This is a genomic window from Piscibacillus salipiscarius JCM 13188, assembly GCF_001311865.1.
GTDB classification, from domain to species: domain Bacteria; phylum Bacillota; class Bacilli; order Bacillales; family Alkalibacillaceae; genus Piscibacillus; species Piscibacillus salipiscarius.
This window is the reverse complement of sequence record NZ_BBCD01000009.1, coordinates 19,502-46,391: the sequence shown is the minus strand read 5'-3', so window position 1 is coordinate 46,391 and position 26,890 is coordinate 19,502. Positions and strand designations below refer to the sequence as shown.

Sequence of the window (26,890 nt, the reverse complement as noted above, 5' to 3'; positions counted from 1 at the left end):
CTGAGAAGATATTTTCTATAAATCTATCTCCATATAAATCGGACAGTGGTCGCTCCCCATGACCGTTGTATGGGCGTCGGAATCTATTAATTGATCCTGAAGACGTTCAGACACAATAAAGTAGTCTATCCTCCATCCGATATTTCGTTCTCGGACGGTTTTCATGTAGGACCACCAGGTGAAGATGTCGTCACGGTCGGGATGGAAGTGTCTTAATGTGTCGATAAACCCATTGTCTAGTAAGCGGCTCATTTTCTCGCGTTCTTCTTTAGTAAAACCAGAGTTACCATGATTGGTTTTGTCGTTTCGTACATCAATCGTTTCGTGCGCGACGTTCATATCGCCACATAAGATGACGGACTTGTCTTGATCGAGTCTATGAATATAGTCAAAAAACTCATCTTCCCACTCAAGACGGTGAGGGAGTCTTGCGAGTGTACGTTGTGAATTTGGTACATAGACCGTGACAAAATAGTAGTTTTCGAACTCAAGTGTGATGATGCGACCTTCTGGGTGTGAGTCTCCGTTCATGCCGTACGTGACCTTAATTGGCGTTTGTTTCGTAAAAACAGCCGTTCCTGCATAGCCTTTCTTCTCAGCATAATTCCAATATTTTTCGTAGCCTTCAAGCTCTAAATCTATTTGGCCTTCTTGTAATTTAATTTCTTGTACGGCAAAAAATGTCCGCATCGACTTCATGAAAATAATCTAAAAAACCTTTTCGAACGGCAGCACGTAAGCCGTTAACGTTCCATGATACGAGTTTCATAGCGTGTTAATCTCCTCTCTAATTTCCGACCACCATTTTACCACACAAAATTTTTTCGAAAAGTGAATTGCTTTTAAAGTGTATTAACCATATAATACAGTTATCGGTGTATTAAGCGCTTAATACATATTTGCGCAAGGTGTATTATGGTGTTAATACACTAACGATAGTAAGCTTACGTCAAGATCAACGGGAGTGTGTGAGATGAATATGCAATTCAACAATCGAGATCCCGTCTATGTGCAAGTAGTTCGTCATTTTAAGAATCAAATTGCGAAAGGGTTTCTAGAGCCTGGGCAAGCGATTCCTTCTAGGAGGGAGTTAGCTAACCAGATTAAGATTAACCCGAATACGGCACAGCGGGCTTATAAGGAAATGGAGGAAGAGGCTTTGATTAAGACAGAGAAGAATCAACCGAGTCGTGTGACCTCTGATGAGAAAGTATTACAGAATTTAAGAGAAGAGTTAGTCGGTCAGGCTGTCAATGATTTTGTGACGTCAGTCAAATCGATTAATGTGCCTCTTGATGATGCGCTAAATCTCGTCAAACGAAAGTATGAAAAGGGGGATTCCAATGATTGAAGTGAAGGATTTAGTTAAGAATTACGGGCGTAAAAAAGTGTTAGATGGCGTCAGTTTTACTGCCGATAAAGGTGAAATTACATGTTTAATTGGGGTCAATGGTGTTGGTAAAACGACGATCTTAAACTCCATTATGAAATTAACGCCATTTAAGGGTGAAATTTTAGTTGATGGTGAAAAGGTGAGAAAGAACACGTTTGAGAAAATCACATTTATACCAGATTCAACAACGATGATACCGAGCTTTACAATCGATGAAGCGATGGATTTTATGAACGACTATTATGAGGCGTGGAATCAAGGTCGCGCGGATGATCTGCTTAAGTTTTTTAACTTAAAACGAGAAGAAAAAATATCGAGCTTATCTAAAGGTAATACCGCAAAAGTGAACCTGTTACTCGGCCTTGCATTAGATGTGGATTACATATTAATGGATGAGCCATTTTCAGGAATTGATATTTTCAGCCGTGAACAGATTGCGGAAGTATTTACGACACATTTAATCGAAGATCGTGGCGTGATTATTACAACGCACGAGATTCATGATATTGAGCATTTAATTGATAAAGTTGTGTTATTAGATGAAGGTACGATCTATAAAGAGTTCAGTACTGAGGAAATACGTGAGACGGAAGGTAAATCCGTTGTTGATGTGATGCGGGAGGTGTACCGAGGATGAAGAAGTTTTTAAAATTAACGAATTTTGAATTCAACCGTGTGAGTAAGATGTTGTTTGTGTTAATGGGATTTGTGTTAGTTGTTCAGTTAATCGGTGTTGTTTATGAAGTTTTAAGTTATAAGAGCAGGTTGGATGGGCTGATTAAAGAGGCGCAGATGACGCAAGAGCAGGCGCTGAATCAAATCGGCGAGTTATCATTGAAATGATTATGTACAATATGTTCTTCTCCGGACCGATTTTTATTTGTGTAGGTGCGATCTTGTTTTATATATTTTTAATTTGGTACCGTGATTGGTTTGGGAAAAATACGTTTTATTTATCGGCTTTTAATGCTGCCGACAGAACGTCTTAATATTTTCTTATCGAAACTTGTGACGATTTTATTGGCCACACTAGCGTTAGTTGCTTTTCAATACTTTGCGTTATTAATTGAAAAGTCGCTGTTTGACTTAATGCTGCAGGAACAGTTTAGATCTGATGTGTCATTAAGAATGTTAATCGTAAGTAATCCGATGTTTAACTTAATTTTGCCTAAAAGTATTGATGGAATTGTCATTATGTATGGATTAGGTGCTGTTACCGTCACTACCACTTTTACCGGCATTATAATGGAGAGAAGCTTTCGTATTAAAGGAATTGCGCTGGCAGTAATTTACGTTATCTTGAACTTAGCTATTGTTTTTGCGCCGGGTATACTTAATTATGAACTAATGGACCGCGGATTCTTATATGAATCCGAAGTGTTAATGGTGACAGGTGTTTTGATTTTAATTTTGACAAGTATTTCAATTTTAATTAGCCGAAAATTATTGAACGACCGAATTCGGGTGTAAGGGGGAGAAGACATGAGGAAATATTGGAAAGTTGTTGCCATTTTAGCGTTAATCGTTGTTGGAGTGAGTACTTATTTAGTTCAAACGGCACTTGCAAGTCAAGACTTGCCGCGATTTGAAATTGAACATAAAAACGGAGATGAAAGTGTTGTTGAAGACGTTAGTTTCTCAGGGGCTTATGTTCAGCATAACATCCAAAATGTTTTTAGGTTTGATGGTGAAGAGACAGAATACAGCATTGAGTCTAGCTTTATTGAAGAGATGATTGGTTCTAAGGGTCCGGTTGAAGAAGAGCTTATTGAAAAATATCGCGACTTTATGAGAGGGAAGCCTTACTTATACAATAACTTTTACAATGGTGACGATGCGTTAGTGATTGTCGAAGAAGACTGGAACTATACAGGACAGTCTAGAGCCAAATTAAATGTATCTTATTTGAATAAGGAAACGGAAAAAGAGCTTGAGACCGTCATTAATGTAGAAAACGCACACTATGCCAACGTGATCGAAGTGCAGTATATGGACGGAAGAATCCATATTTATGTTAATTATGCCGAGCAGGAATCGAGAATTTTGAGAGAATTTATTTATGATGTAGAAGGCGAAGCGATTGTAAGTGACAAAAAATCTTAGAGACAAAAGAACCAGAGGGTCAAGGATTTACTGAAATTAACAAGTTAACCGAATCTGTTACTTATCAGCCAACTCAATTTATGGTGATTAGAGCAACGGACGTGTTGTTAGAGGAAGGACTTAATGGGGATTTTCATGAAAAAGAACGTGATGAAGGACTTTATCGTTACGATATTAAAAACGGTGAACTCTCTGAATTAGATCTTCCTAGTGAAGAATACGGACATGCGAATCGTTTTGATGGTAAGTATCTTTATTTTGAACAGCCGACTGAGGGAGAACAACTATTGATTAAGCCTTATGATATAGTAGAAGAAAAATTTATTAATGACATTGAGCTTCATCCATCTGGCCAAAAGAACCACCAAATGACTTTTTCCTATGAGGTCTACGATCAGAAGCTTTACGTATTAAACGGTCTAAATCTAAAAGTTATTGATGTTGCGACGGGTGAAACTATTTATGAAGGTGAGATTGTAACAAAAGGAAATGTTGATTTAGATCAAGTTCGATTGGATACTATTATAAATTTTGATTAATAATTAAGCCCTCATCGTTGCGATGGGGGGTTTATTTTTGATTAGAATTCAGCTGATCAGCTCTTCTTATACTTAAAAATGAAATAATAAATGACAGTACAACACAAAGTACCCAAAAGTTATTTTCGCTGACAGCGAGCACTACGCCAAGTGCGGCGGTTAATATAGATAAGATTAATCCTGCAACAGTCTTAACATCTTTTAAGGCAGCCCAATTCATATGATCACTCCACTATTTGTTTATTGTATTAAATGTACCATAAAAGAAGGATTTGCGCATCGGAGCGAACGGGTCTAAAAAGTTTTTAAATTAGAAGCTATTGCGCGCCCGGCCGTGAAAAAGCACTATCCTATCATCCTCAAGTGTTAGATAAATTCGTTTGAAGGGTAGATAAAATGGTGATTTTTACTCCGTCGACAAATTTCTGGGTAGATATATTCCGAAATGGGGTAGATAAACTCGGAAAAGGAGTAGATAAAAAGATTCAAAAAAGAAGCTTTTGCGCACCCAGCGCAAAAGCCTCTAATTATAATTCATTGGTCACTTTTTCGCATTAGCGAAAAAGCATCTACATTAAGCCTTAACCTCACTCGCCCTCTGAGCGGCATGCAGTCCTGCGACGAAACCAGTTGAAAAGGCCGCAGTTATATTGAATCCACCTGTGTAGCCGTGGATGTCCAAAATCTCGCCGCAGAAGAACAAGCGATCCATGAGTTTAGACGCCATTTCGTTCGGAACGATTTCCTTAAGCGACACGCCACCTCCTGTGATAAAGGCCTTTTCAATCGATAGGGTTCCGTTGACTCTCATTTTAAAACCTTTCATCATGGCTGCTAAGTCCAGCACCTCTTTTTTCTTGAGGTGGTGGTACGTTGTGCTTGGGTCAAGTCCGATTTGTCCCATTAAAATAACAAATATCTTTCAGGTACAAGGCCTTTCCACACTTGCTTCACCGACTTGTTCGGACTTTCTTTGGCCATCTTCATTAGTTTATCGGCGACGTTTTGCTCCCCTTCATCTGGAAAGCAGTCGATCGCGACATCAAGCGTATCAACTTTAAACTTTTTAAGTGCTTTAACAACGAACTGGCTGAGTCTTAAGGCGGCTGGTCCTGATAAGCCTTGGTGGGTAAATAAGATGTCCCATCTGTGAGCTTGAATAGGTTTGCCGTTTGGTTTCAGGGCTGTGACCTCAACGTCGTACAAAGAAATGCCTTGAAGTGTTTTATCTTTAATAAACGACTCGTTTGACGTCAAAGGCACTTCGGTCGGGTACAATTCAGTTATCGTATGGCCAGCTTTCTTCGCCCAGGCGTACCCTTGTCCTTCACTGCCTGTGTTCGGAACGGACTTTCCGCCAACCGCGATGACAACACACGATGTCTTGATTTTTCATTTTCCAAAATAATCTCATGCGAATCATCACCGTAATGAACAGCTTCAACCTTCGTATTGAGCCTGGCCTCAACCCCGAGCACGTCTAACTGTTTTACCAGTGTGCTCACGACTGTTTTCGCGCTGTCGCTCACGGGGGAACATGCGGCCTTTATCTTCTTCTTTAAGCTTCACGCCTAGCGATTCGAAGTACTCAATAATCGAAGAGTTGTTAAAAATGGAAAAGGTGCTGTATAAAAATTTCCCGTTCCCAGGAATGTGCGCGATTAACTCTTCATCAGGTAGCACGTTGGTCACATTACAACGACCACCCCCGCTAATCGCAAGCTTGCGCCCTAATTTATTCCCTTTTTCGATCAATAAAGTGTTGGCTCCGTTTCGGCCTGCGGTAATGGCTGCCATTAGTCCGGATGGGCCACCGCCAATTACGACTACATCATATGTCAATTTATTCAAGCCTTTCTGTATTAAAATTCGTCATATTTCTACAACACGTGTGTTTTTCTTCATTTATATCGTTCTATTATATGATAAAATATAATGGTTAGATTGAACAACAATTGTAGGTGAAAACATGTCAAACAAGATGTTAAGGGGCACCATGCTGTTAACGGGTGCGAACTACACGTCTAAAATTTTAGGCTTATTATATGTGATTCCGTTCTATGCGTTAGTTGGAAATACGGGCGGGGTCCTTTATTCATACGCTTATAATCCATATCAAATATTTTTAACCTTATCGTCATTAGGCATACCAATGGCGATGTCGAAATTTGTCGCGAAATACGATGCTTTAGAAGATTATGAAACGAAACAATCCATGTTTAAAACAGGCATGATGTTTATGATGGTCATGGGACTTGTCATGTTTTTAATTATGTTTTTAGTGCTGATTGGTTAGCGCAAATTTTTATATCGGATACTGATTTAGATAACTCCGTAGAAGATGCGGCGTTTGTTATAAAAATGGTCAGTTTTGCGCTGATTGTTGTCGCACCTATGAGTTTGATTCGAGGATATTTTCAGGGGCATCAATCGATGGCGCCAACTGCGTTTTCAATTGTCGTCGAACAAATTGTCAGGATTGGCTTTTTATTACTTGGGGCATTCATTGTAATGAAGGTGTTAGACGGAACGATCAGACTTGCGGTTGGACTTGCTGCTTTTGCGGCTTTATTGGTGCAATTGCAGCGGCGTTTATACTTTATTATTTCTACAGGCGCCATAAACCACAAATGGAGCGTGAGCTTGAAGAAAGTGGAGGCGTTCTATCGTTTCCAAAATCAGAGCATTACCGGGAGCTATTATCTTATGCCGGGCCGTTCGTGTTAGTCGGAATTGCGACGCCCCTTTATCAAATGGTCGATCAATTTACGTTTAACCGAATTATGTCCTCAATTGGACAGGCTAAGATCTCAGAAGATTTATTGTCGGTTATTCTCGTTTATGGTCATAAGCTTGTGATTATTCCGGTGACTCTTTCGATTGGACTAGCGATGGCCGTATTACCGGCGATTACGAAAGCGTTCACCGAAAATGATAATAACCTATATAAACATTATATTAATCAGGCCATACTAATCGTCGTGTTGTTAGTGTTACCAGCTGCTGTTGGTTTGTCCATTTATCGGTACAAGCTTATGGTGTGTTATATGAAGTGCAAGACGCTGTAAAATTCGGAGGTGCGATCTTAAGTTATTATGCTCCAGTATCGTTGTTCTTCGCGTTATTTACCGTCAGCGCAGCAATTTTACAAGGGATAAACCGACAAAACTTTGCCGTCATAAGTCTTGCGGTGGGGTTAGTGCTTAAGATTGTTTTGAACTTCCCACTCGTGTCATTATTCCAGGGTAAAGGTGCGGTTATGGCGACAGGTATTGCCGTTTTAACAGCGGCAGCCTTAAACTTGTATAAAATTCATCGCGTGACAGGATTTAATGTGAAACCTTTATATAAACAAAGCTTATTAATCGCTATATTAACCGTTGCCATGGCAGTTGTGGTCATCGCAGCTCGCTTTATTGCTGGCTTACCATTTAGTGACGACCCAAGCAGACTAAAGTTTGTCATTCAAACTCTTATTGCCGTTCCAACTGGGGGTTATGTTTACTTATGGCTGGCGTATAAAACAACGTTATTACAACGGTTATTAGGTGACAGGGTCAATCGTCTTGCGAAACTTTTCCCATAAGAGGTGTGGTCATGAGATTAGATAAAATATTAGCCAATCAAGGATTTGGTTCGAGAAAAGACGTGAAGAAGTTAATTAAAAAAGGAAAGGTTCAAGTGGATGGGAAGGCGATTAAAGATTCGTCTTTCCATTGTGAACCTAAGGAGTCTGAGATCGTTGTGAATGGACAGGTGCTCGATTATCGAGATTATGTCTATATCATAATGAACAAGCCTAAAGGCGTGATTTCTGCGACTGAGGACCACGTGGAAACATGTGTGACAGATTTATTAGATGAGTTCTATCAACCATTTTCACTATTTCCAGTCGGGCGCTTGGATAAAGATACGGTCGGTTTACTGTTATTAACAAATGATGGGGGAATTAGCTCATAGGCTATTATCTCCTCAAAAACACGTTGAGAAGACATATGAAGCGCATATCGATGGTTATGTGACAGGTGCAGACGTAGATGCCTTTAAACAAGGCGTTGAACTTGACGATGGATATGTGACGAAACCTGCTGAATTAATAATTGCTGAAGCGGGTGACATTTCGTATGTACGTGTTGTGATTACAGAAGGAAAGTTTCATCAAATTAAGCGTATGTTCGCATCACGCGGTCATAAAGTGGTTGAATTAGAGCGTGTACAAATGGGAAGTTTAGTGTTGGATGAAGAATTAGCTCGTGGTGAGTATCGTGAGTTAACGGAACAAGAGCTATCATTACTACAAGCTCATTAATCGACTTTAGGCAGTTTTAACTTTTTTATCAGTTGTTGTCCATTCGCCTTTTTATAGCTTTCAACGAGTCCGTTATATTGTAAAATATTTATATCACGCTGAATCGTTCGCTCTGAAAGACCGAATTGCTCTGATAGTTCCTTTGTTGTGGCTGTTCCTCTCTCATTAAGGTACAAATAAAGATCCTTAATCCGATTTAACATCGTTTGTGATGGGTAACTCAAAAAACCACCTCTGGAATTTATTTGAATACATGATATTATTGATTTAGAAATATTGTACTATAAAATAAATAAAAAAATCAAAAAAATTTTAAATAGAAAGAGAAGTGACGAGTAAATGCCTGACGATCCTCATTATTTATTGGTTTTTCCGTGCCACAAGAGTACAAAGAGTTTTTAGTGAAGTGGCAGGAGGCTTTAAAACCTTTTGTGGATTATCATAAGTGGGTTCATGGAGATGACTTTCATGTCACCCTTAGGTTTCTTGGTGCTGTAAAGCCGAAGACGCTCCATCAACTTAAACGACTTTTGTCTACCCTTAAGAGTGCTCCATTAGAGCTTCAAATGAATGGTCTAAATTTCTTTGGTAAGGAAGAACAGCCGCGAGTGATGTATGCCGAAATTGAACGGGATCAAGAGGTTCTTGATTTTAAAACGTGGTGTGGATGAATTATTAGACTCACTCGGAGTCGAAGAGGAAAACGCCCGTACCGCCCGCATATAACACTTGCAAAGAAGTGGGGAAAAGGGAAGCTTCATTTATCCAAAGAAGCGCTTGAGAATAAATTAGATGACCCGAAGTCGTTTTCATTTGATGTAAGGCATGTGAACTTATACCGCGTCCATCCTGATCGCGAAAAAAATATGAAGTCATTGAATCTTTTGATTTGAAGTAAGGTGTTGTTATGGGGCAATTAGTAAAGTTACAAGATTACATATCTAGATATGAAACCGATATTTATAAATATCCGGGCCAGTTCATTAGGTTAAAAAAAGATCAATATGAACGGTTAGTTGCGCGCTGGGAACAGGAGCAGCAAGGAGTGTTTACAGGTGAGCCTGATTTAGAGAATCATGCTGAGAAAGAACCTTCCTTTTTTTAAGCGCTTTTTTCAACGTAAAGAGGAAGTGGATGATCCCGAAGATGAAGATGAGGTTATGGCTCTTCCGGAACGGGAAGAGGACGTAAAGCAATTTTTCTTAGATCAAGTGTTTGACACCCAGCTTATTTGGGCTTCGAGTACGCTTCAAGAAGTATCTTATTTTGATAAAGGTTATGAGCGCGACCCGTGGTTAAAATATTTTTTGCAGCGTTTTCCTGATACATATCTCGTATTCTATCAACCTTCTTTTAAGCTTAAAAATGCCACGCTTGATGCTGAAGTTATTATGTTAACGCCAACTGAAGTGATGTGCGTGTCCATATTAGATCGTGATTATCAAGATGCTGTATTTTATCCCTCTGATGATCGCAAATGGACGGTTATGAAAGATGAACAGGAGAAATCGATTGTTAACCCGGTTATTAAACTTAAGCGGATGGAAAAGCTCGTTCAAAGTATTTTTGATTATTATGAGGTTGATTTTCCTATTAAGAAGTATTTACTTGCCCAGCAAAATCAAATCGTCCATCAGTCATTGCCGTTTCAAACGGAGTACATAGATCAAACGAATTATCCAGAATGGTTTCATAAACAAAGAGAGTCCAAGTATCCGATAAAAGCCCAGCAGTTAAAGGCATGCGAAAAAATGTTAGAACATACGTTAAGGCATTATGTGAACGTCCTGTTTGGCTGGATGATGAACGTCGAATTGGTTTTGAGGAGTCATGATATGTATGTTCTAATTATTAATCCAGTTGCAGGTAGAGGAAAAGGAATCAAAATTGTTAAAGAGTATTTGAAAGGCGTACAAAATCCCCAAAACTATAAATCTTATTACACGGAATATCCTGGTCATGCGACGAAGCTGGTGGCTCAAGTTGTTTCCCTTCACGAGGAGAAAATTGAAATGTTAGTAGTCGTAGGAGGCGATGGAACGTTTTATGAAGTCATAAACGGGGTAAAAGCCTATGGCGATTTGCCACTTGCCTTTGTACCAGTTGGGTCAGGGAATGACTTTGCTAGAGGCTGCAGCATGCCACTAGATCCGAAAGAGAGTTTAAGGACTATTTTTAAACAAAAACGTTTCAATCATACTGGGCTGGTACTTATTTAACTGATGGACGGCCTGCTAGGTTAGAGAAGCTTTTTGCCTCAAGTTTAGGCATTGGCTTTGACGCTGAGGTCGCTGAACGGACGAATGAATCGAAGTGGAAGGCATGGTTTAACCGAATTCATTTATCATTTTAGTTTATGTTATTGGACTTATTGTGACCATTTTTAAATTTCAGCCAAAAAATATTCATTTAACGATTGATGGCAAAGAGCGTGAGCTTAAGGGCATTTGGATGCTAACGATTACAAATCATCCTTATTTTGGTGGTGGCATGAAAATCGCTCCAGATGCTACAATAAATAAACAAACTTTTCATGTAACGATTGTTCATCAAATTTCTAAGTTGAAATTACTTCTTTTGTTTATCACGGTGTTTTTCGGAAAACATACTAGATTAAAAGAAGTGGAAATGCTGAAAGGTTCTGAGATTATGGTTCGTTCAGATGAATCTATAATCTACCATGCTGATGGTTACACTGGTAAATGCTATGAGTGTCACGTCAGAAAAGAACAGGGGCCACGTCGTGTCGTTAGAAAAAACTAGGAAATTTATGAAATCCTCTTGAAATTGAGTCGGTTTATAAGGTAATCTAATTAAGTATCTCTAAAAATTTGAGGTACCAAACACGAAGACTACATGTGCAAAAAGTGGGTGAGTGAATTGGAACAGTTTCTCGGTTCCGAATGGGCTATAACTCCTGCAGGTGGCACCACAGGAGAAGCTTTCTTAGCACAAATGATCATCAAAATTATTTTTAAAGCGTAACTCGTCACCGTTCTTAGCGGTTTTATCTGCTGAAGGCATTGTACCAAAGCTCGTTTGGACAAAGCGTTTAGAAAATGGCGATGTGATTACAGCTCAAAAGTGGTTAGAAGGCCGCGTTCTCACAAAAGATGAAATGAAAGAAGATCAAGTTGCCAAGCTACTCAGCAAAATTCACCACTCATCTGAAATCTTACATCTTTTTATGAGAATGGGGAAACAACCACTTGATCCGTCTAAATTATTGGTTAGACTTATTAACCAATACCGCGGGAATCAGCATGTGGATCAGGCACTGATTGCCCATGCGCTAGAGTTTTTACATAAGCATCTTGATCAAGTAAGAACGCAGGAAATGGTCGTTTGCCATTCAGATATTAACCACGAAAACTGGTTACTCGGTGAAGACGATCACTTGTATTTAATTGATTGGGATCAAGCTGTCATCGCGGACCCTGCTCTTGATTTGTGCATGCTTTTATATCAGTATGTACCAAGGGAAAAGTGGTCTGATTGGCTCAAGGTTTATGGCGTCCAGTTAGATGACAATCTATATTTACGCATACAGTGGTACATGATTGCCTCAGCGCTATCCTATTATATTTGGTACTTAGAGAAGGGTAATATGGAGTACTCGAATAAATGGAAAGAGCGTTTGATGCAACATAAAATGGTCATTTATTCATAGAGTTTAAGTCTATATCCTTAAGGTTAGCTTTTGGATATAGACTTTTAGTATAATAGAGTTTAATAAATGAACTAGGAGTGACAGCATGCGTTTACGACATAAACCATGGGCAGCAGATTTTATAAAAGAAAATGAAGGGCTTATGGTCTTAGATCCGTTTGACCAAAAAGGGAAGTGGCAATCGTTATATGACGATGAACAGCCAATTGGACTCGAGATTGGAACAGGAAAGGGGCAGTTTATCGCTAATATGGCGAAGCAGCACCCTGAGATGAATTTCATAGGCATTGAAAAGGCTGAGAGTATCATTGTGACAGCTATTCAAAAGGTGTTAGATCGTGATGTTTCGAATGTTCATCTTGTACATGAGAATGCGGAAGACCTGAGAGACATGTTTGCCGAGAATGAAGTGGATACGATTTTCTTAAACTTTTCAGATCCATGGCCGAAAACAAGACATGAAAAACGTCGTTTAACTTATAAGACGTTCTTAGAACAATATGAGAATATTTTAAAAGATGATGGAAGAATTATTTTAAAAACGGACAACCGAGCGTTATTTGAATATTCGTTAGTTAGCTTTTCCCAATACGGGATGAAGCTTGAAGATGTCTCACTAGATTTACATGCAATAGAGGATGACAACAATGTGATGACAGAATATGAAGAGAAGTTTTCTAGTAAAGGACAACCTATTTATCGCTGCATTGCGACATTTCAGTAATGGATAAAAAGGAGAGGATCTCATGGAAACACTAACAGTTGGTCGTGCGAAATTAACTTGGTTAAATGGCGGTGTCACGCATATGGATGGCGGGGCGATGTTTGGAGTCGTTCCTCACCCGCTTTGGAGTAAAAAGTATCCTCACAATGATAAAAATCAAATCGAATTACGCTGTGATTTAATTTTACTTCAGTTAGATGGCAAGAATATGGTCATTGACTCTGGCATTGGCCGCGGGAAGCTTAATGATAAGCTAAAACGTAACTTCGGCGTACTTGAGGAGTCCAAAGTGGAAGATTCGCTTGGTGAGGTAGGACTGACACTTGAAGATATTGATATAGTGCTTATGACGCATCTTCACTTTGACCATGCCAATGGATTAACGAAGCCTGATGGCGATGACTTAGTAAGCACATTCCCAAACGCGACAATTTATACATCTAAGGTTGAGTGGGATGAGATGCGAAATCCTAATATGCGTTCAAAGAATACTTACTGGGAAGAGAACTGGAAGCCTGTTCAGCATCAGGTTAAGACGTTGAAGTTGAGGTTGAGATTGCACCGGGTCTTACGATGCATCACACGAGCGGGCACAGTGACGGCCATTCGGTCATTAAATTTAAAGACGGGGATGAGTCATTTGTTCATATGGCAGATCTAATGCCAACCCACGCGCACCAAAATCCGTTATGGGTGCTAGCGTATGATGATTTTCCGGTTACAAGTGTTCATGAGAAGAAAAAGTTGCAAGATGAAGCATACGAAGCGGGAAGCTGGTTCGTGTTTTACCACGATGCTTATTACCGAGCGATTAAGTTTGATGATGAAAAACAAATCAGCGAGTCGATTGAACGTCCGCGTTATGAGTATAATTAGAATGGTCAAAAGCCTGCCAGGACGGCAGGTTTTGTTTGTTTTTCATGGGAAAGGACTATTCCGATAAATTAAAGGACTATTAAACAGACTTTTTGCATCATTTTTCTAGAGAAAAAACCATTCCTGCTGAACAAGGGTCCATTTGCATGATTCCGAGGACTATTCAGTTTATAAAAAGTAGCATTTGCGCGCAAAAGCCACAATTATTTACTAGAAACTTTTCTCGTTTACTAGACAAAGTTGGTCGCTTACTAGACACTTTTAAAGATTTACTAGACAAAATCAGAATTTTACTAGACAATTTCGAGAATTAACTAGACAAAATCGCGATTTTACTAGAAGAATTTTTGAAATACTAGACATTTTATTCAAACAGCACTTTCTCTCGCCATTTTCCAAACCTGAAATATAGATAAGCGAACAAACTACTGATCACGAAGCTTCCTCCCATACCAATGGCGATACCAACTTCACCCATTAGATCGGCAAATAATGCTGATAGCGGAAACCGCAAAACCCAAAACGAGATGATGTTTAGAACGAGTACTTGATACATGGCGCCAGATGCGCGGACGATGCCGTTTAAGACGAAATTGATGCCTAAAAACGGGTAACAAAGCGCAATAATCTGTAGGTACGTGGTGCCGAACTCGATTGCTTCCGTCTCATCAATAAACAGTGAAACTCCATACTTCGCAAGTGGAATGACGAGTAGTCCAATCGTAAACATAATGCCGAAGTTGTATAGAACAGCTGTCTTGGCAATTTTACTGACTCGTTTCATGTTCCCGATTCCGATATTCTGTCCTGCCATACTGTTAACTGCCGTTCCTAAGGCGTGTGCAGGTAACATGATTAAGCTATCAAGACGCTGGGCTGCACTGAACCCTGAGACAACTGAAGGTCCAAACGATGTGACGACAGACATAATGGCTGCTACTCCAGCTGAAATCATCGTCATTTGCAAACCTGACGGGATTCCAAGGTGCAGAATTAATCTCACTTCTTCCTTACTTGGTAAAAATGGAATCGAAAATGGTGCCAGCTGCTTTTTAATATATAAATTAATCCGATTAAAAATGATACGCCTTGCGAGAAGATTGTAGCAAACGCAGCACCTGAGATGCCAAAGCCAAACACGGAAATGAACAATGGATCTAAAATAATATTCAGAATTACAGCAATGGCAACAATTCTAAGTGGCGTCCGGCTATCGCCTAAAGCCCGTAGCACTGTGCTAATAAGTTATATCCAAATAAAAGATGATTCCTAAAAAGTTAATCTGTAAATAGAGCTTGGCCTCTTGTAACATGGCCTTAGGTGTGCCAAGCAGGTTCAATAATGACTCTGCGAATATATAGCCGAACGTTCCCATGATTATGGCCAGAACAGTCAGTACGATGACAAATCCATTCAAATAACGCCTTAAGCCTTCGTCATCATCACGGCCTTTTTGCTGAGACAAAATGGTGAGGGAAGCGTTGTTAATGCCAATCGCAAAGGCGAGCATCGTAAATATAATCGTACTTGAGATCGCTACTGAACCGAGCGCGTCATCACCTATTAAATTACCTACCCATAGGCTGTCGATAATTGATAGGACGTTTGAAGTAAGCTAGCTAAAATTAACGGTCCTGAGAAGATGACTAATTGTTTTAGTATGTTTCCTTGCGTGAAATCCTGCTGGTTCTTCTTCATAACAAGACAACCTTTCAACTTTACTACTTCATATATTATCATTAATTGGATGTTCATAAAGTGTTTAGAAATTGACAGTTTTTTAAATTGATATGCTTTTAAATCAGCTAGTATAATATAGTTAAGAGATTTGGCTTTCACAAGCCGCTAAAGGTGATGGATAACATGAAAAAGCTTTTATTTTCACTTCTAGGATTCATATCGCTTGGAATAGGTGTAGCCGGAATTATATTACCGATTATTCCTGGAGGACCATTCTTTTTATTCTCAGCTTACTGTTTCGGAAAGAGTTCGGAGCGACTAGAAAAATGGTTCAAGCAAACGACTTTTTTATAAAAATTACGTGGTCAGGTTTAAAGAAAATAGAGGGATGACACTTAAAGAGAAAATACGGATCAACATTATTGCCGATAGTTTTATCATATTATCGATTATAATGGTCGATATACTGATCGTACGATTGTTTATGATTTCACTTGCCCTTTATAAGCATTACTATTTTGTCAAAAAGATTAAAACGATTAGTCAAGAAGAGTATGAAGCGCAGTATATTAAAACGGATTCAGCAACATAAAACCGCCCCTTTCGCTATTCACGAAAGAAGGCGGTTTTTCTAATCTTTCTTAACTTCTTCTTTACTTGATGGTTCTTCAATTAGGTTGTTTGCAGACTTTTTTAAACTCAGATAGCGTTTTGTCCGATTGCTGATCCAATCTCGGGTAGTTTTTTCGGACCGAAAACGACTAAGGTGATGATCAGGATTAAAATTAATCCCGGTACCCCTATGCTGGAAATCCCCATTGAGGTTCTCTCCTTTCCATTAAGTTAGGCTACTTTTGCTCTTGCTTTTAACAAGGGCACCGCCGCCTTGTTTAAGATACTTCTGGATGCCGTCAGCTGCACGATAAGCTAGAGCTCCAACTGTGCCTGTTGGGTTATAGCCGCCATTATGAGCAAAAGCTGATGCACCAACAACAAACAAGCTTTCAGAATCCCACATTTGTAAGTAATTATTTACAGCTGAGGTTTCGGAGTCTCCACCCATAATGACCCCGCCTGTATTGTGAGTTGTTTGATAAGGAACGATGTCATAATGCTCATCCATGGAAGCTTCTTCGATAATGTCTGCACCCATTTCACTCATAATGTCTTTACAAACTCCTGAGATATGTTTGTGTAACTTGCGGTCTTGTTCAGTGAAATCATACGTTAATCTCAGAAGCGGGTTCCCGTAAAAGTCTGTATAAGTTGGATCTAGATCCATATAGTTGTTGCGATGCGGGATGGATGCCCCTTGTGAGCCGACATTTAATGTACGGTTATGATATTTTAATGTAGCTTTTTTAAACTCAGGACCCCAAGATGGTGTGCCTGATGGCGTTACGTTAGATCCAATTGGTCTTCTACCTGTTTGAGTAATTGAAATTGAACCGCCATGAATGAAGTCTAAATCGGAATGATCAAAGTTATCACCATTATAATCATCCACTGAAGCACCTAAGGAACCAGCTCCCATGAAAGTGTTAAACTTTTTCTCTTCAAAAATCCAGCCGCACCAGGTAAGATCTGATAGCAATAGTTTTTACCAATAACACCTTCACCAGTCTTATGATTATAAGGTTGTCCAATATTGGATTGTAATAACAAGCGTGTATTGTTTAAAACATAACTCGTTAGGACGACTACATCCGCTGGTTGAATGAATTCTTCACCAGAATATACATCAACGTAACGAACGCCGGTTGCTTTTCCACCTTCTTGAATCACTTCAACCACTTCTGAGTGCGTTCGTAGTTCGAACTTACCTGTTTTCTTTGCGGTTGGAATGACCGTGACGTTCGGTGAAGACTTCGCTCCGTATTCACAGCCGAAGCGTTCGCAGAATCCGCAATACTGACACTGCGCAATTGTCTGGCCATCAGGGTTTTCATAGTTCTCAGAAAGGTTCGCAGATGGCATCTGGAAAGGGTTAAGTCCCATATTTTTAGTCGCTTCTTTAAACAAGTTTAATATCGGCGTGCTCTTCATCGGGGGTGTTGGATAGCCATTCTTTCTCGGCGCTCCTTTAGGGTTTTCCTCACCACTAATGCCGGCTGTTTTGTTCGAATTTATAAAAATATGGTTCCAGCTCATCGTACGTGATGCCCCAATCTTGATACGTATACTCATCTCCAAGCTTTTGGCCATATTTTTCATCCGTCATCGATTTAATTTGAAAATCGTACGGTAAAAAGCGCCATGTCTGACCGTTCCAGTGAACACCAGCTCCGCCAACACCAGAGCCTGGTAAGAATGAACCTAATTGTCTCATTGGTAAAGCAAGTTCATCTGGATTATTTCTAAAGGAAATCGTTTCCCTAGAGGCATCTTGCATCAGTCCGTGACGAATATCATAACGATACTCATCATGAATCATTTGAAAGTCTTCTGTTGAACGATCTTCACCTCGTTCTAATCCGACGACATTAAACCCGGCTTTAGTTAATTCAGCTGCGATGATGCCGCCTGTCCAGCCGACACCGACTGTAACGCGTCGACTTTATCTTTTTTAGTTGCCATAAGCATCCTCCTTAATGTAAGTGGTCATAAAGTGCACTTGGCTCCATTTCCACAAAATCTTCGCTCTCGATTTCTTCAATGTAGCTCATCTTACTTCCAGGGAAATTCTTCATACGCCAGCCGTCCATGTTCGTGTTACCGCCGTATAGCGGGTCACTATAAGCTCCAGCTAAAGTTGCCTCGCGGAGTAGGCCGAAGAACGTAGAAGCTTTAACCCCTTTTAATTTCACTTCATCTTTTGCGAATCTGCTTAGAATTTGATCCTGTTGTTCAGCTTCTAAATTAATGAAGGAATCATTGAACTCATTTTGGCTTTCTTTTTCGATTGCCATTAACCCTTGCATGAAGATCTCTTTCCGTTTCAGACGACTTTGAAATCCTTGGAACTCTGTCCCTTCACGAAAAGGTCCTTTCATATAAACTTTTTCATTATTGCCATATTCTCCAGCCAGCTCGTGATCAATGAAATAAGGAACACCTAAAGCAATCGCCCCTGGTCCATTGTCATCCTCAGGAAATATTCGTTCAGTCGCAGCACCTAGTCGTTCGAAAGCGGCGCGGTTTTGAAGAATTTCAAAGCACGGTTATAATCTTGTTTTCCGCCTTGATTGCCATCTTGATTTTGTCCTTTTGTCTCGGCATTGTCGTCCACTTGCCAGCCAATAACAGAACCTAGAATTCCACCTCCGACAAGTCCTCCAGCGAAGTAACCACTGTTTTTCAGAAACTGTCTGCGAGATTCATCGGTCTTATGCGTGTGTTCATCTGCCAAATACATACCTCCCTATTTTAGATGTGTAGTTATTGTTTACCGCTATTGGTTAATTTATGTAAAAAAATAGAAGTAATGGACCTTTTATAAGCGTTAATGGTTTCGACTAAGAGGTTAATAGTCCTTTTTTCTAAAAAATTGATGCGATTTTTGTTGAAATGGGAAAAAATTTATAACAATAGTCCTTTTAATATGATTATTGGGATTTTAAACATAAAAAAAGAGCGTCCACACAAGGACAACTCTCATAAAATATTATTCAAATTTAACAATCTCACCTGATTTCGCATCCATACAGAAATTGATCTGAACTCGTTTACCCTCAATTTCCTGAGTAACGCCGCCTCTATAGACTTTAAGAGTTTCACCATCTACCTCGATTTCTTCGAGTTTCATTAAAATCCATGAACCTGTAATCGGTCCGTTTGCTTCAAGTTGTTTCTTTACTTTTTTTAAAGCAAGCTCAGGGAACAACCATTTATCGGTTACTTTTTGCCAATGATTGTGCCAACCGTTATGCCGACTGCAGTTGGCGCAATCAACTTATACCATTTCATGAAATCCTCTCCAATTTAAATATGTTACTGATATTATACGATTCTTTTGATAGGATTAAAATAAATTTAATAGAGATTGGAATAATTCGTGCTTTTTCGATAAAATAGAATAGGAACTAAAAAGAGACGGAGTGATACATAATGAAGCAAGATACGTTAGACCTATTTAAAACGTTAACGGAATTGCCTGGGGCCCCAGGTCATGAGCATCAAGTTCGTCACTTCATGAAGCAAGAATTAGAGAAATATTCAGATGATATCATCCAGGATCGCCTTGGCGGTGTATTTGGCGTACGTCGAGGTGACGGGCCAAAAGTTATGGTAGCGGGTCACATGGATGAAGTTGGGTTTATGGTAACTCAAATTACGAAAATGGTATGATTCGATTTCAGCCATTAGGCGGCTGGTGGAATCAGGTACTATTAGCGCAGCGTGTTCAAGTGATCACAGATGAAGGACCTGTTACTGGAGTCATTGGCTCTATTCCTCCACATAACTTAACACCTGAACAGCGCAAGAAGCCGATGGACATTAAAAATATGTTAATTGATATTGGTGCCGATGATGAAGAGGATGTTAAGAAAATTGGGGTTAAACCAGGACAACCGATTTTACCTATTTGTCCTTTTACGCCAATGGCAAATGAAAAGAAAATCATGGCTAAGGCGTGGGATAACCGTTATGGCTGTGGTTTATCTATTGAACTACTAAAAGAACTTCAAGGTGAAACGCTAAATCATGAGTTATACTCTGGTGCTACAGTACAAGAAGAAGTTGGCCTTAGAGGAGCTCAAGCAGCCGCAAATATGATCAAACCTGATTTATTCTTTGCGTTAGATGCTTCACCTGCAAATGATATGGAAGGTAAAGAAAGTGAGTTTGGTCACTTAGGCAAAGGCGCACTGGTTCGAATCTTTGATCGTTCTATGGTAACGCATCGCGGGATGCGAGATTTCGTATTAGATACGGCTGAAAGTAAAGACATCCCGTATCAGTATTTCATTTCACAAGGCGGAACTGATGCAGGGCGCGTTCACATCTCAAACGATGGTGTACCATCAGCAGTGATCGGTGTTTGCTCTCGTTACATTCATACTAGCTCATCTATAGTACATGTTGATGACTATGCTGCAGCGAAAGAATTACTCGTCAATTTAGTTAAACAAGTTGACCAAACAACTGTAGACTCGATTAGACAAAATGGCTAAGATATAAAAAGAGAGATGACAAATTGTCATCTCTCTAATCATGCTTATTTAAAATAGTATTCTAATACTTCAAGAGCCTGGTCAATATTTTCAACAGTAACGGTTGCTTTATTTGATAATTCTTTTAGTGGATGAATCAATTTTTTTGGACGGATTAGAATAAGTGGCTTATTAAGCCCAATTGCAATTCCAGCGTCCATAGCAGTATTCCATTGTTTATAAGATTCACCGAATAATGCAATCACAGCATCAGCCTTGTGCATTAGAATATCAGTTCTGAAATTATTGACGCTAGCACCGACATCATCACGGTACTTTTGATTAGGTTGTTCACCTAATATGTTTTCACCGATATCATCTGATAAATCATGATTTTCTTGAGGTCCTGAAAATTGGATATCTAAATTCTTTTCAGCAGCGCGATCTTTTAATTGCTGCCTCCAATCATCGTGAATTTGTCCTGCTAGATAGATGTTAAGACTCATAGATTTATTACCTCCAAGACTATTTTTCTATTATCATCTAATGAAATAATTTTTGTCAAACAATTCAAAAATTAGGGGAGAGAGAAAGTGTTTAAAAAAAGATTAGTATTAGCGTTTATAGTCCTCATGTTGGTTATCATCATGTCAGGGTGTTTGAACTCTGAAGAAGACACGATTGAAGAATCAGAGACGGTTGTTAAGGAAATGTTTTTATCAGACGCTGAAATTGAGAGAAATTTTGAAGCAGAGGAGTTCAAAATGTACAAGCCTGAGTCTCTTGAATTCTCAGAATCTCGTGGTCAAAATCTTATATTTTTCGAAGAAGAACAGCCATACATATTATTTATCAATGAACTAGAGGCCCCGAATAGTAAATGGTACTATGATGAGCTAAAACAAAAAGAAGAACAGCTTCATCTAAGAACTTTTGAAACGGAAGAGCAATTCGCCTATTACAGTGTTAAAGAGAAAGAAGAAGGTCAATATGAAGTACAAGTAGGCATAGGCGGGGTCAAAATGGCTACTAAAACTGAAGCTGACGATCTAATTGACGATGTTCAAGAAATGATGAAAATGGTTAAATCTATTAATACGAAATAGTCGGAGGAAAACGTGATGAAAGAGTTCTTAAAACGTAAAGGCGTTGAGATTAGCTTTCAAGCTTATGCGATTACAGCATTGAGTTATATGGCATTAGGTTTATTCGCATCGCTTATTATTGGTGTGATTATACAAACTATTGGCACTGAGGTTCCATATGCCCCAGAGATCTTTGTTGAAGCAGGTGGCTATGCCATTCAAGGCGGAGTCTATGGTGGAGCGATTGGTGTCGCGGTCGCTTATGGGTTAAAAGCACCTCCGCTAGTTATGTTTAGTGCGTTATTTGCTGGGTCTTTTTGCGGCGCACCCTGATTTTATTAATTCAGGTCCGGCTGGAAGTTTTATAGCAGCATTAATTGCTATTGAAGTTGGTAAGCTCGTTAGTAAAGAGACGAAGATTGACATTATTGTGACGCCTTTTGTGACGATTATGGTTGGCTATATTGTGGCAAAATTAATTGGCGTTCCGATCGCTGAATTTTTAACAGCATTTGGTGATGTCATCGAGTGGGCGATTCAGTTAAGACCGTTACTTATGGGGATTATTGTTGCTGTATTAATGGGGCTCGCTTTAACGGCACCTATTTCAAGTGTAGCGATTGCTATTATGCTTGATCTAAACGGCCTCGCTGCAGGAGCTGCAACAGTTGGTTGTGCTGCACAAATGATTGGCTTTGCAGTGAGCAGTTACCGGGAAAATAAATTTAGCGGGCTAATCTCACAAGGGTTAGGCACATCCATGCTTCAAGTAGCAAACATTATGAAGAACCCAGCTATTTTAATCCCGCCAACTATTGCGGGGGCCTTACTTGCACCCATTGCGACCGTTTGGTTAGAGCTTGAAAATAATGCCTATGGTGCTGGCATGGGAACGAGTGGATTAGTCGGACCTATTATGACACTAAAGACGATGGGCTTTACTCAAGACATCTTTTGGATTGTCATATTACTATTTTTCATCGCACCAGCTATGATTAGTCTGCTGATCTCAGAATGGTTACGCAAAAGAGGTGTGATTAAGGCTGGAGATATGAAGTTAGATGTGTAATCATGTTAGCATGACCATAGAAGGGGTCATGCTTTTTATTCATTCATAAAATGGTAAAATAATGGCTAGTGTGGCTTTCGAAAAGGAGGCGAAGAACGATGAAAATGACTTCGATTAAAATGAAACGTAAACTAGAGGAACGTTTTAAACACGATGAGTGGCAGACGCACTTTGATCGTGATGAAGATACATTTCGAGTTGAATGGAAAGATTCCAAGCAAGGTGTAACAATTTCGTTACCAGGGGTGATTTCAAAATATGAAAATCGCCAAGAAGAAGCTTTAGATGAGCTTGAGCAGCACATTAAAGAAGCGCTTAAGATCATGAATGAAGAACAGACATTGGAAGGAAAAGAAGCGAATATTTTCCCTGTTATTCGTTCGGGTTCTTTTCCTAAAGAATCTAATAGCGGTGAGCGATTAATCTACAGTGACCATACGGCAGAAACGCGTATTTATTATGCAGTAGACCTTGGTAAATCCTATAGATTAATTGATGCGAAAATGTTAAAACAAGAAAATTGGGAAGAGGAACGCGTGAAGGAAGTTGCGATGTTTAATGTCCGCAGACTTAACACAGACATGAAGTCTGATGAGGTTGCTGGTAACACGTTCTATTTCCTATCATCAAAAGACGGATATGATGCTAGCCGTATTCTAAATGAAGCGTTACTTGAAGAGATGGCTGGTAAAACCGAAGGCGAACTAGCCGTTGGTGTCCCTCACCAAGATGTGCTCATCTTTGTTGATGTCAAAAATAAACGGGGTATGACATCTTAGCCCAAATGATGATGCAATTCTTTGCTGAAGGGCAAATACCGATTACTTCCTTACCGTTTATTTATGAAAATAAAACATTAGAACCGATCTTTATATTAGCTCAAAATAAACCAAAAGATAAGGAGTAGTGGACCATGCAATTTGTCTATAATAAACAAGGCATTGGCGATGTCTTAATCATCACTTTAAATCAAAAAGAATCAGAGGTTACTCATGAGACCATTGGTGATGTAGTCAAACTTTTAGATGAAGATGGCCAAATTGTCGGCTATAATATTTTTAATGTCTCAAATTATTTATCTTTAACTGGTAACGGGCCCCTTGAAGCGACAGAAGAACTCGTCAATGATGTTAAAAGTGTCTTTGAGAAAAATGATGTTCAAGATGAATTAAATATAGATCTAACGCCTAAATTTGTAGTTGGTTATGTAAAAGAGATGGCGCCACACGAAGATGCAACCAAATTAAATGTATGCCAGGTAGATGTTGGTGATGAAGAACTTCAAATTGTTTGCGGTGCACCAAATGTAGAGGCAGGACAGAAAGTCGTTGTTGCTAAAGTTGGTGCCATGATGCCAACTGGTATGCTTATTAAAGACTCGAGCTTACGCGGGGTAGCATCAAGTGGAATGATTTGTTCAGCTAAAGAACTTAACCTGCCAAATGCGAGTGAGAAAAAAGGCATTTTAGTTTTAAGTGACGACTATGAAGTCGGAGCACCATTAATATATATGCTTAAATAAAAATATAAGGTGGCTGTCTACGAGAAAGACGCCCCCTAAATCTCACGAAGATTTGAGGGATATACGATGAAAGAATTTACATTAAAACAAAAGGTGAAATTAAGCGTTTGACCAATGAAACATTTAAATTTGATGAACGTATTGGTGAAGGCTGGTTTTCTGCGGTTTACTTCTTAAAGACGAAGAAAATAGTGGAAGAGCATTTAAGAGATAATGTTGTTACCATGCAATTTTTCCAAAAGAAAGATGCCGTACTGTGCGGTACAGACGAAGCGATCGCATTATTACATACGTTTGCTGACCATCCAGAAGAACTAGAAATCCACTCTTTACAAGATGGGGATAAAATAAGTCCGTATGAATCTGTGCTAACTGTGACAGGACCGTATCAAAATTTTGGCTATCTAGAAGGCATTATTGACGGGATTTTAGGTAGACGTACATCTGTTGCAACAAACGTCTATAAGGTTGTAACAGCTGCGAAGTCTAGCGGGCGTGATAAGCCTGTTATTTTCATGGGTGACCGGGACGATCACTATACTCAGCAAGCTGGTGACGGATATGCTGCTTTTATTGGCGGGTCAACAGCCCAGGCAACTCACGCAATGAATGAGTGGTGGGGTAAGCAAGGAATGGGCACGATGCCGCATGCCCTTATTCAAATGTTCCAAGGAGATATTGTTAAGGCAACTAAAGCTTATAAAGAAACATTCCCTGAAGATGACTTAATCGCTCTAGTTGATTACAACAATGATGTCATTACTGATGCTTTAAAAGTCGCCCATGAGTTTGGCGATGAGCTAAAAGGCGTGCGAATTGATACGTCTAAAAACATGGTCGATCACTACTTCTTTAGAAACCCTGAAATTATGGGCTCTTTTGACCCGAGGGGAGTCAATCCTGAACTGATCTTTGCGCTTAGAGATGCATTAGACAAAGAAGGATTTAATCATGTTAACATCATGGCCAGTGGTGGATTTAATGAAGATAAAATTAAACGCTTTGAAGAAATGAATGTACCTGTTGATATGTACGGAGTCGGCAGTAATTTATTGAAAGTTAAAATTGGATTCACTGGTGATAATGTAAAATTAAACGGTAAAGATGAAGCTAAAGAAGGTCGCCGCTTTAATTTAAACCCAAGATTAGAAAAAGTTGATTATCCAGTTAATAAAGATTGATTGCTTTTGCAGTCAATCTTTTTAATGTTAGAAGGCCAAAAGTACCAAGTGACGTTCGAATTAATATAATATACGGACATTTGGTTTTTATTAAATGTTTTTAGGGTAATGATTTCTGATAACAGTTTTAAAATTCGATTACGAGTTCGAAGATTAATGTATTTATAGCTGTTTTCTGCTATAATGTATAAAAGCAAAATGAAATCATTATGCATATATTATACACAGGATGACTTAAGCGGAGGTTCGATTCATGCCGACTTACCATTTATTGGAATAAAAGGAACTGGAATGAGTGCTTTAGCACAAATTCTTCATGATTCTGGAGAACACGTACAAGGTTCAGATATAGAAAAACATATATTCACTGAAGATGCACTAAGAGAGAAAAATATTAAAATATTACCGTTTGATCAGGCTAATATTACAGAAGATTTAACCATTATTGCAGGTAACGCTTTTAATGACGAACACGATGAGATTGTTAAAGCGAAGGAATTAGGGCTAGATTTTTATAGGTATCATGAATTTTTAGGTGAATGGTTGACTCGTTATACGAGTATTGCTGTCACAGGTGCTCATGGTAAAACATCCACAACTGGCTTATTAGCACACACGCTCAAACATAATGTACCAACTTCTTACTTAATTGGCGACGGAACGGGTCATGGCCATCCCGAGAGTCAGTACTTTGTTTTTGAAGCATGCGAATACAGAAGACATTTCCTAGCTTATAAACCGGATTATGCCATTATGACAAACATCGATTTTGATCACCCAGATTACTTTAGAAGTGTGGAAGATGTATTTGATGCATTTCAGTCCATGGCTATGAATGTAGAAAAAGGAATTATCGCTTGTGGTGATGATGAATATTTACAACAAATTCAGGCTAAAGTGCCGGTTGTTTACTACGGATTCACTGAAGGCAATGATTTTCAAGCGAAACATGTAAAAGAGTCAGAAGAAGGAACGACTTTTGATGTATATGTGAGAAGTACGTTTTATGACACGTTTACGATTCCGCAGTACGGTAATCATAGCGTGTTAAATGCACTAAGCGTTATTGCACTCATGCAGTATGAAAGTTTTTCTGCTCAGCAGATTAGTCACTTAAAATCATTCCCTGGAGTGAAGCGTCGTTTTACTGAAACGGAATGGCAAGATGGGCAGATTTTAATCGATGATTACGCGCACCATCCGAAAGAAATCGAAGCAACCATCGATTCGGCTCGTAAAAAATATCCTGAAAAGACGTTGTGGCTGTTTTCCAACCACACACATTTACTAGAACGAAACAATTTATCGATGAGTTTGCGGATAGCTTATCTAAAGCAGATCACATCTATTTATGTGACATCTTCGCATCCGCTCGGGAAAAATCGGGTAATTTAACGATTGATCATTTGAAAGATAAAATCGAAGGTGCTGAGCTTCTACATGAAGGTGAAACAACGATTTTGAAGCAGCATGGTAACAGCGTTCTACTATTCATGGGAGCAGGCGATATTCAAAAATATGAAGAAGAGTTTAAGGAATTAGCATAAACATAACCAGGGGCAGTCGCTCCTGGTTTATTGCTGTTGACGGAGGATTTTACATATGTCTAAGATAAGCACTGTTACACTTGAACGTTATCAAGACAA

30 protein-coding genes and 10 pseudogenes are annotated in these 26,890 nt (G+C 39.2%); 29 read left to right on the top strand and 11 right to left on the bottom strand.

What is annotated here, in order from left to right:
• Positions 1–15: 15 nt before the first annotated feature.
• Positions 16–769 (bottom strand): annotated as a pseudogene (locus JCM13188_RS07885) (exodeoxyribonuclease III).
• 204 nt (positions 770–973) lie between these two features.
• On the opposite strand from JCM13188_RS07885, the gene JCM13188_RS07880 reads away from it, so the two are divergent.
• The 6 genes from JCM13188_RS07880 to JCM13188_RS07855 all read left to right on the top strand — a co-directional run bounded on the left by JCM13188_RS07880 (position 974) and on the right by JCM13188_RS07855 (position 4,035).
• Positions 974–1,351, top strand: a complete 378-nt coding sequence (locus JCM13188_RS07880) for a GntR family transcriptional regulator (protein ID WP_054753291.1) — start codon at positions 974–976, stop codon at positions 1,349–1,351.
• Complete coding sequence (locus JCM13188_RS07875) at positions 1,344–2,030, top strand: ABC transporter ATP-binding protein (RefSeq protein ID WP_054753289.1); 687 nt, start codon at positions 1,344–1,346, stop codon at positions 2,028–2,030. Before JCM13188_RS07880 ends, JCM13188_RS07875 begins: the two co-directional genes overlap by 8 nt.
• Positions 2,027–2,236: a hypothetical protein gene (locus JCM13188_RS07870; protein ID WP_054753287.1), complete on the top strand. Its 210-nt coding sequence runs from the start codon at positions 2,027–2,029 to the stop codon at positions 2,234–2,236. Before JCM13188_RS07875 ends, JCM13188_RS07870 begins: the two co-directional genes overlap by 4 nt.
• A 123-nt stretch (positions 2,237–2,359) precedes the next feature.
• Positions 2,360–2,863, top strand: a complete 504-nt coding sequence (locus tag JCM13188_RS07865; RefSeq protein ID WP_279401556.1) for a hypothetical protein — start codon at positions 2,360–2,362, stop codon at positions 2,861–2,863.
• A 12-nt stretch (positions 2,864–2,875) separates the two neighbouring features.
• Positions 2,876–3,496 (top strand): hypothetical protein, encoded by a 621-nt coding sequence (locus JCM13188_RS07860; RefSeq protein ID WP_054753283.1) that lies wholly within the window; start codon positions 2,876–2,878, stop codon positions 3,494–3,496.
• 83 nt (positions 3,497–3,579) lie between these two features.
• Complete coding sequence (locus JCM13188_RS07855; protein WP_279401555.1) at positions 3,580–4,035, top strand: hypothetical protein; 456 nt, start codon at positions 3,580–3,582, stop codon at positions 4,033–4,035.
• Positions 4,036–4,066: 31 nt separating this feature from the next.
• On the opposite strand, the gene JCM13188_RS07850 is transcribed toward JCM13188_RS07855, so the two are convergent.
• Both JCM13188_RS07850 and JCM13188_RS07845 read right to left on the bottom strand, forming a co-directional pair.
• The gene (locus tag JCM13188_RS07850; protein WP_054753279.1) at positions 4,067–4,255 is read right to left on the bottom strand and encodes a hypothetical protein; all 189 of its coding nucleotides are present in this window, start codon (positions 4,253–4,255) and stop codon (positions 4,067–4,069) included.
• A gap of 354 nt (positions 4,256–4,609) precedes the next feature.
• Positions 4,610–5,877 (bottom strand): annotated as a pseudogene (locus JCM13188_RS07845) (BaiN/RdsA family NAD(P)/FAD-dependent oxidoreductase).
• A 127-nt stretch (positions 5,878–6,004) separates the two neighbouring features.
• Between JCM13188_RS07845 and JCM13188_RS18475 the strand changes: the two are divergent.
• The 5 genes and pseudogenes from JCM13188_RS18475 (at position 6,005) to JCM13188_RS07835 (ending at position 8,344) form a co-directional block, all read left to right on the top strand.
• Positions 6,005–6,331 carry an oligosaccharide flippase family protein gene (locus tag JCM13188_RS18475; protein WP_279401553.1) on the top strand — a complete coding sequence of 109 codons (327 nt, stop codon included), beginning with the start codon at positions 6,005–6,007 and terminating at the stop codon, positions 6,329–6,331.
• 137 nt (positions 6,332–6,468) lie between these two features.
• Positions 6,469–6,762 carry a hypothetical protein gene (locus JCM13188_RS18470; protein ID WP_369404895.1) on the top strand — a complete coding sequence of 98 codons (294 nt, stop codon included), beginning with the start codon at positions 6,469–6,471 and terminating at the stop codon, positions 6,760–6,762.
• Positions 6,666–7,103 (top strand): lipid II flippase MurJ, encoded by a 438-nt coding sequence (locus JCM13188_RS18465; protein WP_279401551.1) that lies wholly within the window; start codon positions 6,666–6,668, stop codon positions 7,101–7,103. The genes JCM13188_RS18470 and JCM13188_RS18465 overlap by 97 nt, the downstream gene beginning before the upstream one ends.
• A complete protein-coding gene (locus JCM13188_RS18460) occupies positions 7,088–7,621 on the top strand; it encodes a polysaccharide biosynthesis C-terminal domain-containing protein (protein ID WP_279401550.1) in 534 nt (177 codons plus the stop codon). Before JCM13188_RS18465 ends, JCM13188_RS18460 begins: the two co-directional genes overlap by 16 nt.
• 11 nt (positions 7,622–7,632) lie before the next feature.
• Positions 7,633–8,344 (top strand): annotated as a pseudogene (locus JCM13188_RS07835) (pseudouridine synthase).
• On the opposite strand, the gene JCM13188_RS07830 reads toward JCM13188_RS07835, so the two are convergent.
• Positions 8,341–8,568, bottom strand: coding sequence for a DeoR family transcriptional regulator (locus JCM13188_RS07830; protein WP_369404894.1), 228 nt, complete (start codon positions 8,566–8,568; stop codon positions 8,341–8,343). The pseudogene JCM13188_RS07835 and the gene JCM13188_RS07830 overlap by 4 nt on opposite strands.
• A 138-nt stretch (positions 8,569–8,706) precedes the next feature.
• Between JCM13188_RS07830 and thpR the strand changes: the two genes are divergently transcribed.
• The 8 genes and pseudogenes from thpR (at position 8,707) to JCM13188_RS07795 (ending at position 13,614) form a co-directional block, all read left to right on the top strand.
• Positions 8,707–9,015 carry an RNA 2',3'-cyclic phosphodiesterase gene (thpR, locus tag JCM13188_RS07825; protein ID WP_279401582.1) on the top strand — a complete coding sequence of 103 codons (309 nt, stop codon included), beginning with the start codon at positions 8,707–8,709 and terminating at the stop codon, positions 9,013–9,015.
• On the top strand, positions 9,016–9,237 hold the full coding sequence (locus JCM13188_RS20705) for a 2'-5' RNA ligase family protein (protein ID WP_369404903.1): 222 nt from the start codon (positions 9,016–9,018) through the stop codon (positions 9,235–9,237).
• Positions 9,238–9,251: 14 nt separating this feature from the next.
• Complete coding sequence (locus JCM13188_RS07820; RefSeq protein ID WP_054753276.1) at positions 9,252–9,449, top strand: hypothetical protein; 198 nt, start codon at positions 9,252–9,254, stop codon at positions 9,447–9,449.
• Between the two features lie 25 nt (positions 9,450–9,474).
• Positions 9,475–10,563: an acylglycerol kinase family protein gene (locus JCM13188_RS07815; RefSeq protein WP_279401549.1), complete on the top strand. Its 1,089-nt coding sequence runs from the start codon at positions 9,475–9,477 to the stop codon at positions 10,561–10,563.
• Positions 10,564–10,687: 124 nt separating this feature from the next.
• Complete coding sequence (locus tag JCM13188_RS07810; protein WP_369404902.1) at positions 10,688–11,107, top strand: diacylglycerol/lipid kinase family protein; 420 nt, start codon at positions 10,688–10,690, stop codon at positions 11,105–11,107.
• Between the two features lie 117 nt (positions 11,108–11,224).
• A pseudogene (locus JCM13188_RS07805) lies at positions 11,225–12,014 on the top strand (phosphotransferase).
• Between the two features lie 85 nt (positions 12,015–12,099).
• Complete coding sequence (trmB, locus tag JCM13188_RS07800; RefSeq protein ID WP_054753270.1) at positions 12,100–12,738, top strand: tRNA (guanosine(46)-N7)-methyltransferase TrmB; 639 nt, start codon at positions 12,100–12,102, stop codon at positions 12,736–12,738.
• Positions 12,739–12,760: 22 nt separating this feature from the next.
• Positions 12,761–13,614, top strand: a pseudogene (locus tag JCM13188_RS07795) (YtnP family quorum-quenching lactonase).
• 364 nt (positions 13,615–13,978) lie between these two features.
• Here JCM13188_RS07795 and JCM13188_RS07790 read toward each other — a convergent pair.
• Positions 13,979–15,312, bottom strand: a pseudogene (locus JCM13188_RS07790) (MATE family efflux transporter).
• A 165-nt stretch (positions 15,313–15,477) separates the two neighbouring features.
• Here JCM13188_RS07790 and JCM13188_RS18455 point away from each other — a divergent pair.
• On the top strand, positions 15,478–15,648 hold the full coding sequence (locus tag JCM13188_RS18455) for a DUF454 family protein (protein ID WP_279401548.1): 171 nt from the start codon (positions 15,478–15,480) through the stop codon (positions 15,646–15,648).
• A 34-nt stretch (positions 15,649–15,682) separates the two neighbouring features.
• A complete protein-coding gene (locus tag JCM13188_RS18450; RefSeq protein ID WP_279401547.1) occupies positions 15,683–15,886 on the top strand; it encodes a YbaN family protein in 204 nt (67 codons plus the stop codon).
• Between the two features lie 107 nt (positions 15,887–15,993).
• Here JCM13188_RS18450 and JCM13188_RS20700 read toward each other — a convergent pair whose 3' ends face one another.
• From JCM13188_RS20700 to JCM13188_RS07765, 5 genes and pseudogenes are all read right to left on the bottom strand, one after another.
• Complete coding sequence (locus JCM13188_RS20700; protein ID WP_369404893.1) at positions 15,994–16,113, bottom strand: twin-arginine translocase TatA/TatE family subunit; 120 nt, start codon at positions 16,111–16,113, stop codon at positions 15,994–15,996.
• Between the two features lie 19 nt (positions 16,114–16,132).
• Positions 16,133–17,871, bottom strand: a pseudogene (locus JCM13188_RS07775) (GMC family oxidoreductase).
• 11 nt (positions 17,872–17,882) lie between these two features.
• On the bottom strand, positions 17,883–18,359 hold the full coding sequence (locus tag JCM13188_RS20695) for a gluconate 2-dehydrogenase subunit 3 family protein (RefSeq protein WP_369404900.1): 477 nt from the start codon (positions 18,357–18,359) through the stop codon (positions 17,883–17,885).
• Between the two features lie 50 nt (positions 18,360–18,409).
• A complete protein-coding gene (locus JCM13188_RS20690) occupies positions 18,410–18,643 on the bottom strand; it encodes a hypothetical protein (protein ID WP_369404892.1) in 234 nt (77 codons plus the stop codon).
• A gap of 255 nt (positions 18,644–18,898) precedes the next feature.
• On the bottom strand, positions 18,899–19,117 hold the full coding sequence (locus JCM13188_RS07765; protein WP_054753268.1) for a hypothetical protein: 219 nt from the start codon (positions 19,115–19,117) through the stop codon (positions 18,899–18,901).
• Positions 19,118–19,341: 224 nt separating this feature from the next.
• Here JCM13188_RS07765 and JCM13188_RS07760 point away from each other — a divergent pair.
• Positions 19,342–20,408 (top strand): annotated as a pseudogene (locus tag JCM13188_RS07760) (M42 family metallopeptidase).
• Between the two features lie 44 nt (positions 20,409–20,452).
• Here JCM13188_RS07760 and JCM13188_RS07755 read toward each other — a convergent pair.
• Positions 20,453–20,893 (bottom strand): YtoQ family protein, encoded by a 441-nt coding sequence (locus JCM13188_RS07755; RefSeq protein ID WP_054753266.1) that lies wholly within the window; start codon positions 20,891–20,893, stop codon positions 20,453–20,455.
• A gap of 87 nt (positions 20,894–20,980) precedes the next feature.
• On the opposite strand from JCM13188_RS07755, the gene JCM13188_RS07750 reads away from it, so the two are divergent.
• The 7 genes and pseudogenes from JCM13188_RS07750 to JCM13188_RS21775 all read left to right on the top strand — a co-directional run bounded on the left by JCM13188_RS07750 (position 20,981) and on the right by JCM13188_RS21775 (position 26,791).
• Positions 20,981–21,493 (top strand): hypothetical protein, encoded by a 513-nt coding sequence (locus JCM13188_RS07750; RefSeq protein WP_054753264.1) that lies wholly within the window; start codon positions 20,981–20,983, stop codon positions 21,491–21,493.
• Positions 21,494–21,508: 15 nt separating this feature from the next.
• Positions 21,509–22,541 (top strand): annotated as a pseudogene (locus JCM13188_RS07745) (PTS sugar transporter subunit IIC).
• Between the two features lie 98 nt (positions 22,542–22,639).
• Positions 22,640–23,448 (top strand): annotated as a pseudogene (locus JCM13188_RS07740) (DUF1444 domain-containing protein).
• Between the two features lie 6 nt (positions 23,449–23,454).
• Positions 23,455–24,063 (top strand): YtpR family tRNA-binding protein, encoded by a 609-nt coding sequence (gene ytpR / locus JCM13188_RS07735; RefSeq protein WP_054753262.1) that lies wholly within the window; start codon positions 23,455–23,457, stop codon positions 24,061–24,063.
• Between the two features lie 107 nt (positions 24,064–24,170).
• Positions 24,171–25,244, top strand: a complete 1,074-nt coding sequence (locus JCM13188_RS07730) for a nicotinate phosphoribosyltransferase (protein ID WP_369404891.1) — start codon at positions 24,171–24,173, stop codon at positions 25,242–25,244.
• A gap of 198 nt (positions 25,245–25,442) precedes the next feature.
• Positions 25,443–26,639: a UDP-N-acetylmuramate--L-alanine ligase gene (locus tag JCM13188_RS07725; RefSeq protein WP_279401546.1), complete on the top strand. Its 1,197-nt coding sequence runs from the start codon at positions 25,443–25,445 to the stop codon at positions 26,637–26,639.
• Between the two features lie 11 nt (positions 26,640–26,650).
• Positions 26,651–26,791: a hypothetical protein gene (locus JCM13188_RS21775; protein WP_279401545.1), complete on the top strand. Its 141-nt coding sequence runs from the start codon at positions 26,651–26,653 to the stop codon at positions 26,789–26,791.
• The last annotated feature ends 99 nt before the right edge of the window (positions 26,792–26,890 follow it).

Coding starts and splice junctions, on each gene's coding strand:
- JCM13188_RS07880 (WP_054753291.1), top strand. CDS start 974: ATGAATATGCAATTCAACAATCGAGATCCCGTCTATGTGCAAGTAGTT.
- JCM13188_RS07875 (WP_054753289.1), top strand. CDS start 1,344: ATGATTGAAGTGAAGGATTTAGTTAAGAATTACGGGCGTAAAAAAGTG.
- JCM13188_RS07870 (WP_054753287.1), top strand. CDS start 2,027: ATGAAGAAGTTTTTAAAATTAACGAATTTTGAATTCAACCGTGTGAGT.
- JCM13188_RS07865 (WP_279401556.1), top strand. CDS start 2,360: ATGCTGCCGACAGAACGTCTTAATATTTTCTTATCGAAACTTGTGACG.
- JCM13188_RS07860 (WP_054753283.1), top strand. CDS start 2,876: ATGAGGAAATATTGGAAAGTTGTTGCCATTTTAGCGTTAATCGTTGTT.
- JCM13188_RS07850 (WP_054753279.1), bottom strand. CDS start 4,255: ATGAATTGGGCTGCCTTAAAAGATGTTAAGACTGTTGCAGGATTAATC.
- JCM13188_RS18475 (WP_279401553.1), top strand. CDS start 6,005: ATGTCAAACAAGATGTTAAGGGGCACCATGCTGTTAACGGGTGCGAAC.
- JCM13188_RS18470 (WP_369404895.1), top strand. CDS start 6,469: ATGGCGCCAACTGCGTTTTCAATTGTCGTCGAACAAATTGTCAGGATT.
- JCM13188_RS18465 (WP_279401551.1), top strand. CDS start 6,666: ATGGAGCGTGAGCTTGAAGAAAGTGGAGGCGTTCTATCGTTTCCAAAA.
- JCM13188_RS07820 (WP_054753276.1), top strand. CDS start 9,252: ATGGGGCAATTAGTAAAGTTACAAGATTACATATCTAGATATGAAACC.
- trmB (WP_054753270.1), top strand. CDS start 12,100: ATGCGTTTACGACATAAACCATGGGCAGCAGATTTTATAAAAGAAAAT.
- JCM13188_RS18455 (WP_279401548.1), top strand. CDS start 15,478: ATGAAAAAGCTTTTATTTTCACTTCTAGGATTCATATCGCTTGGAATA.
- JCM13188_RS18450 (WP_279401547.1), top strand. CDS start 15,683: ATGACACTTAAAGAGAAAATACGGATCAACATTATTGCCGATAGTTTT.
- JCM13188_RS20700 (WP_369404893.1), bottom strand. CDS start 16,113: ATGGGGATTTCCAGCATAGGGGTACCGGGATTAATTTTAATCCTGATC.
- JCM13188_RS07755 (WP_054753266.1), bottom strand. CDS start 20,893: ATGAGTCTTAACATCTATCTAGCAGGACAAATTCACGATGATTGGAGG.
- ytpR (WP_054753262.1), top strand. CDS start 23,455: ATGCAATTTGTCTATAATAAACAAGGCATTGGCGATGTCTTAATCATC.
- JCM13188_RS07725 (WP_279401546.1), top strand. CDS start 25,443: ATGAAATCATTATGCATATATTATACACAGGATGACTTAAGCGGAGGT.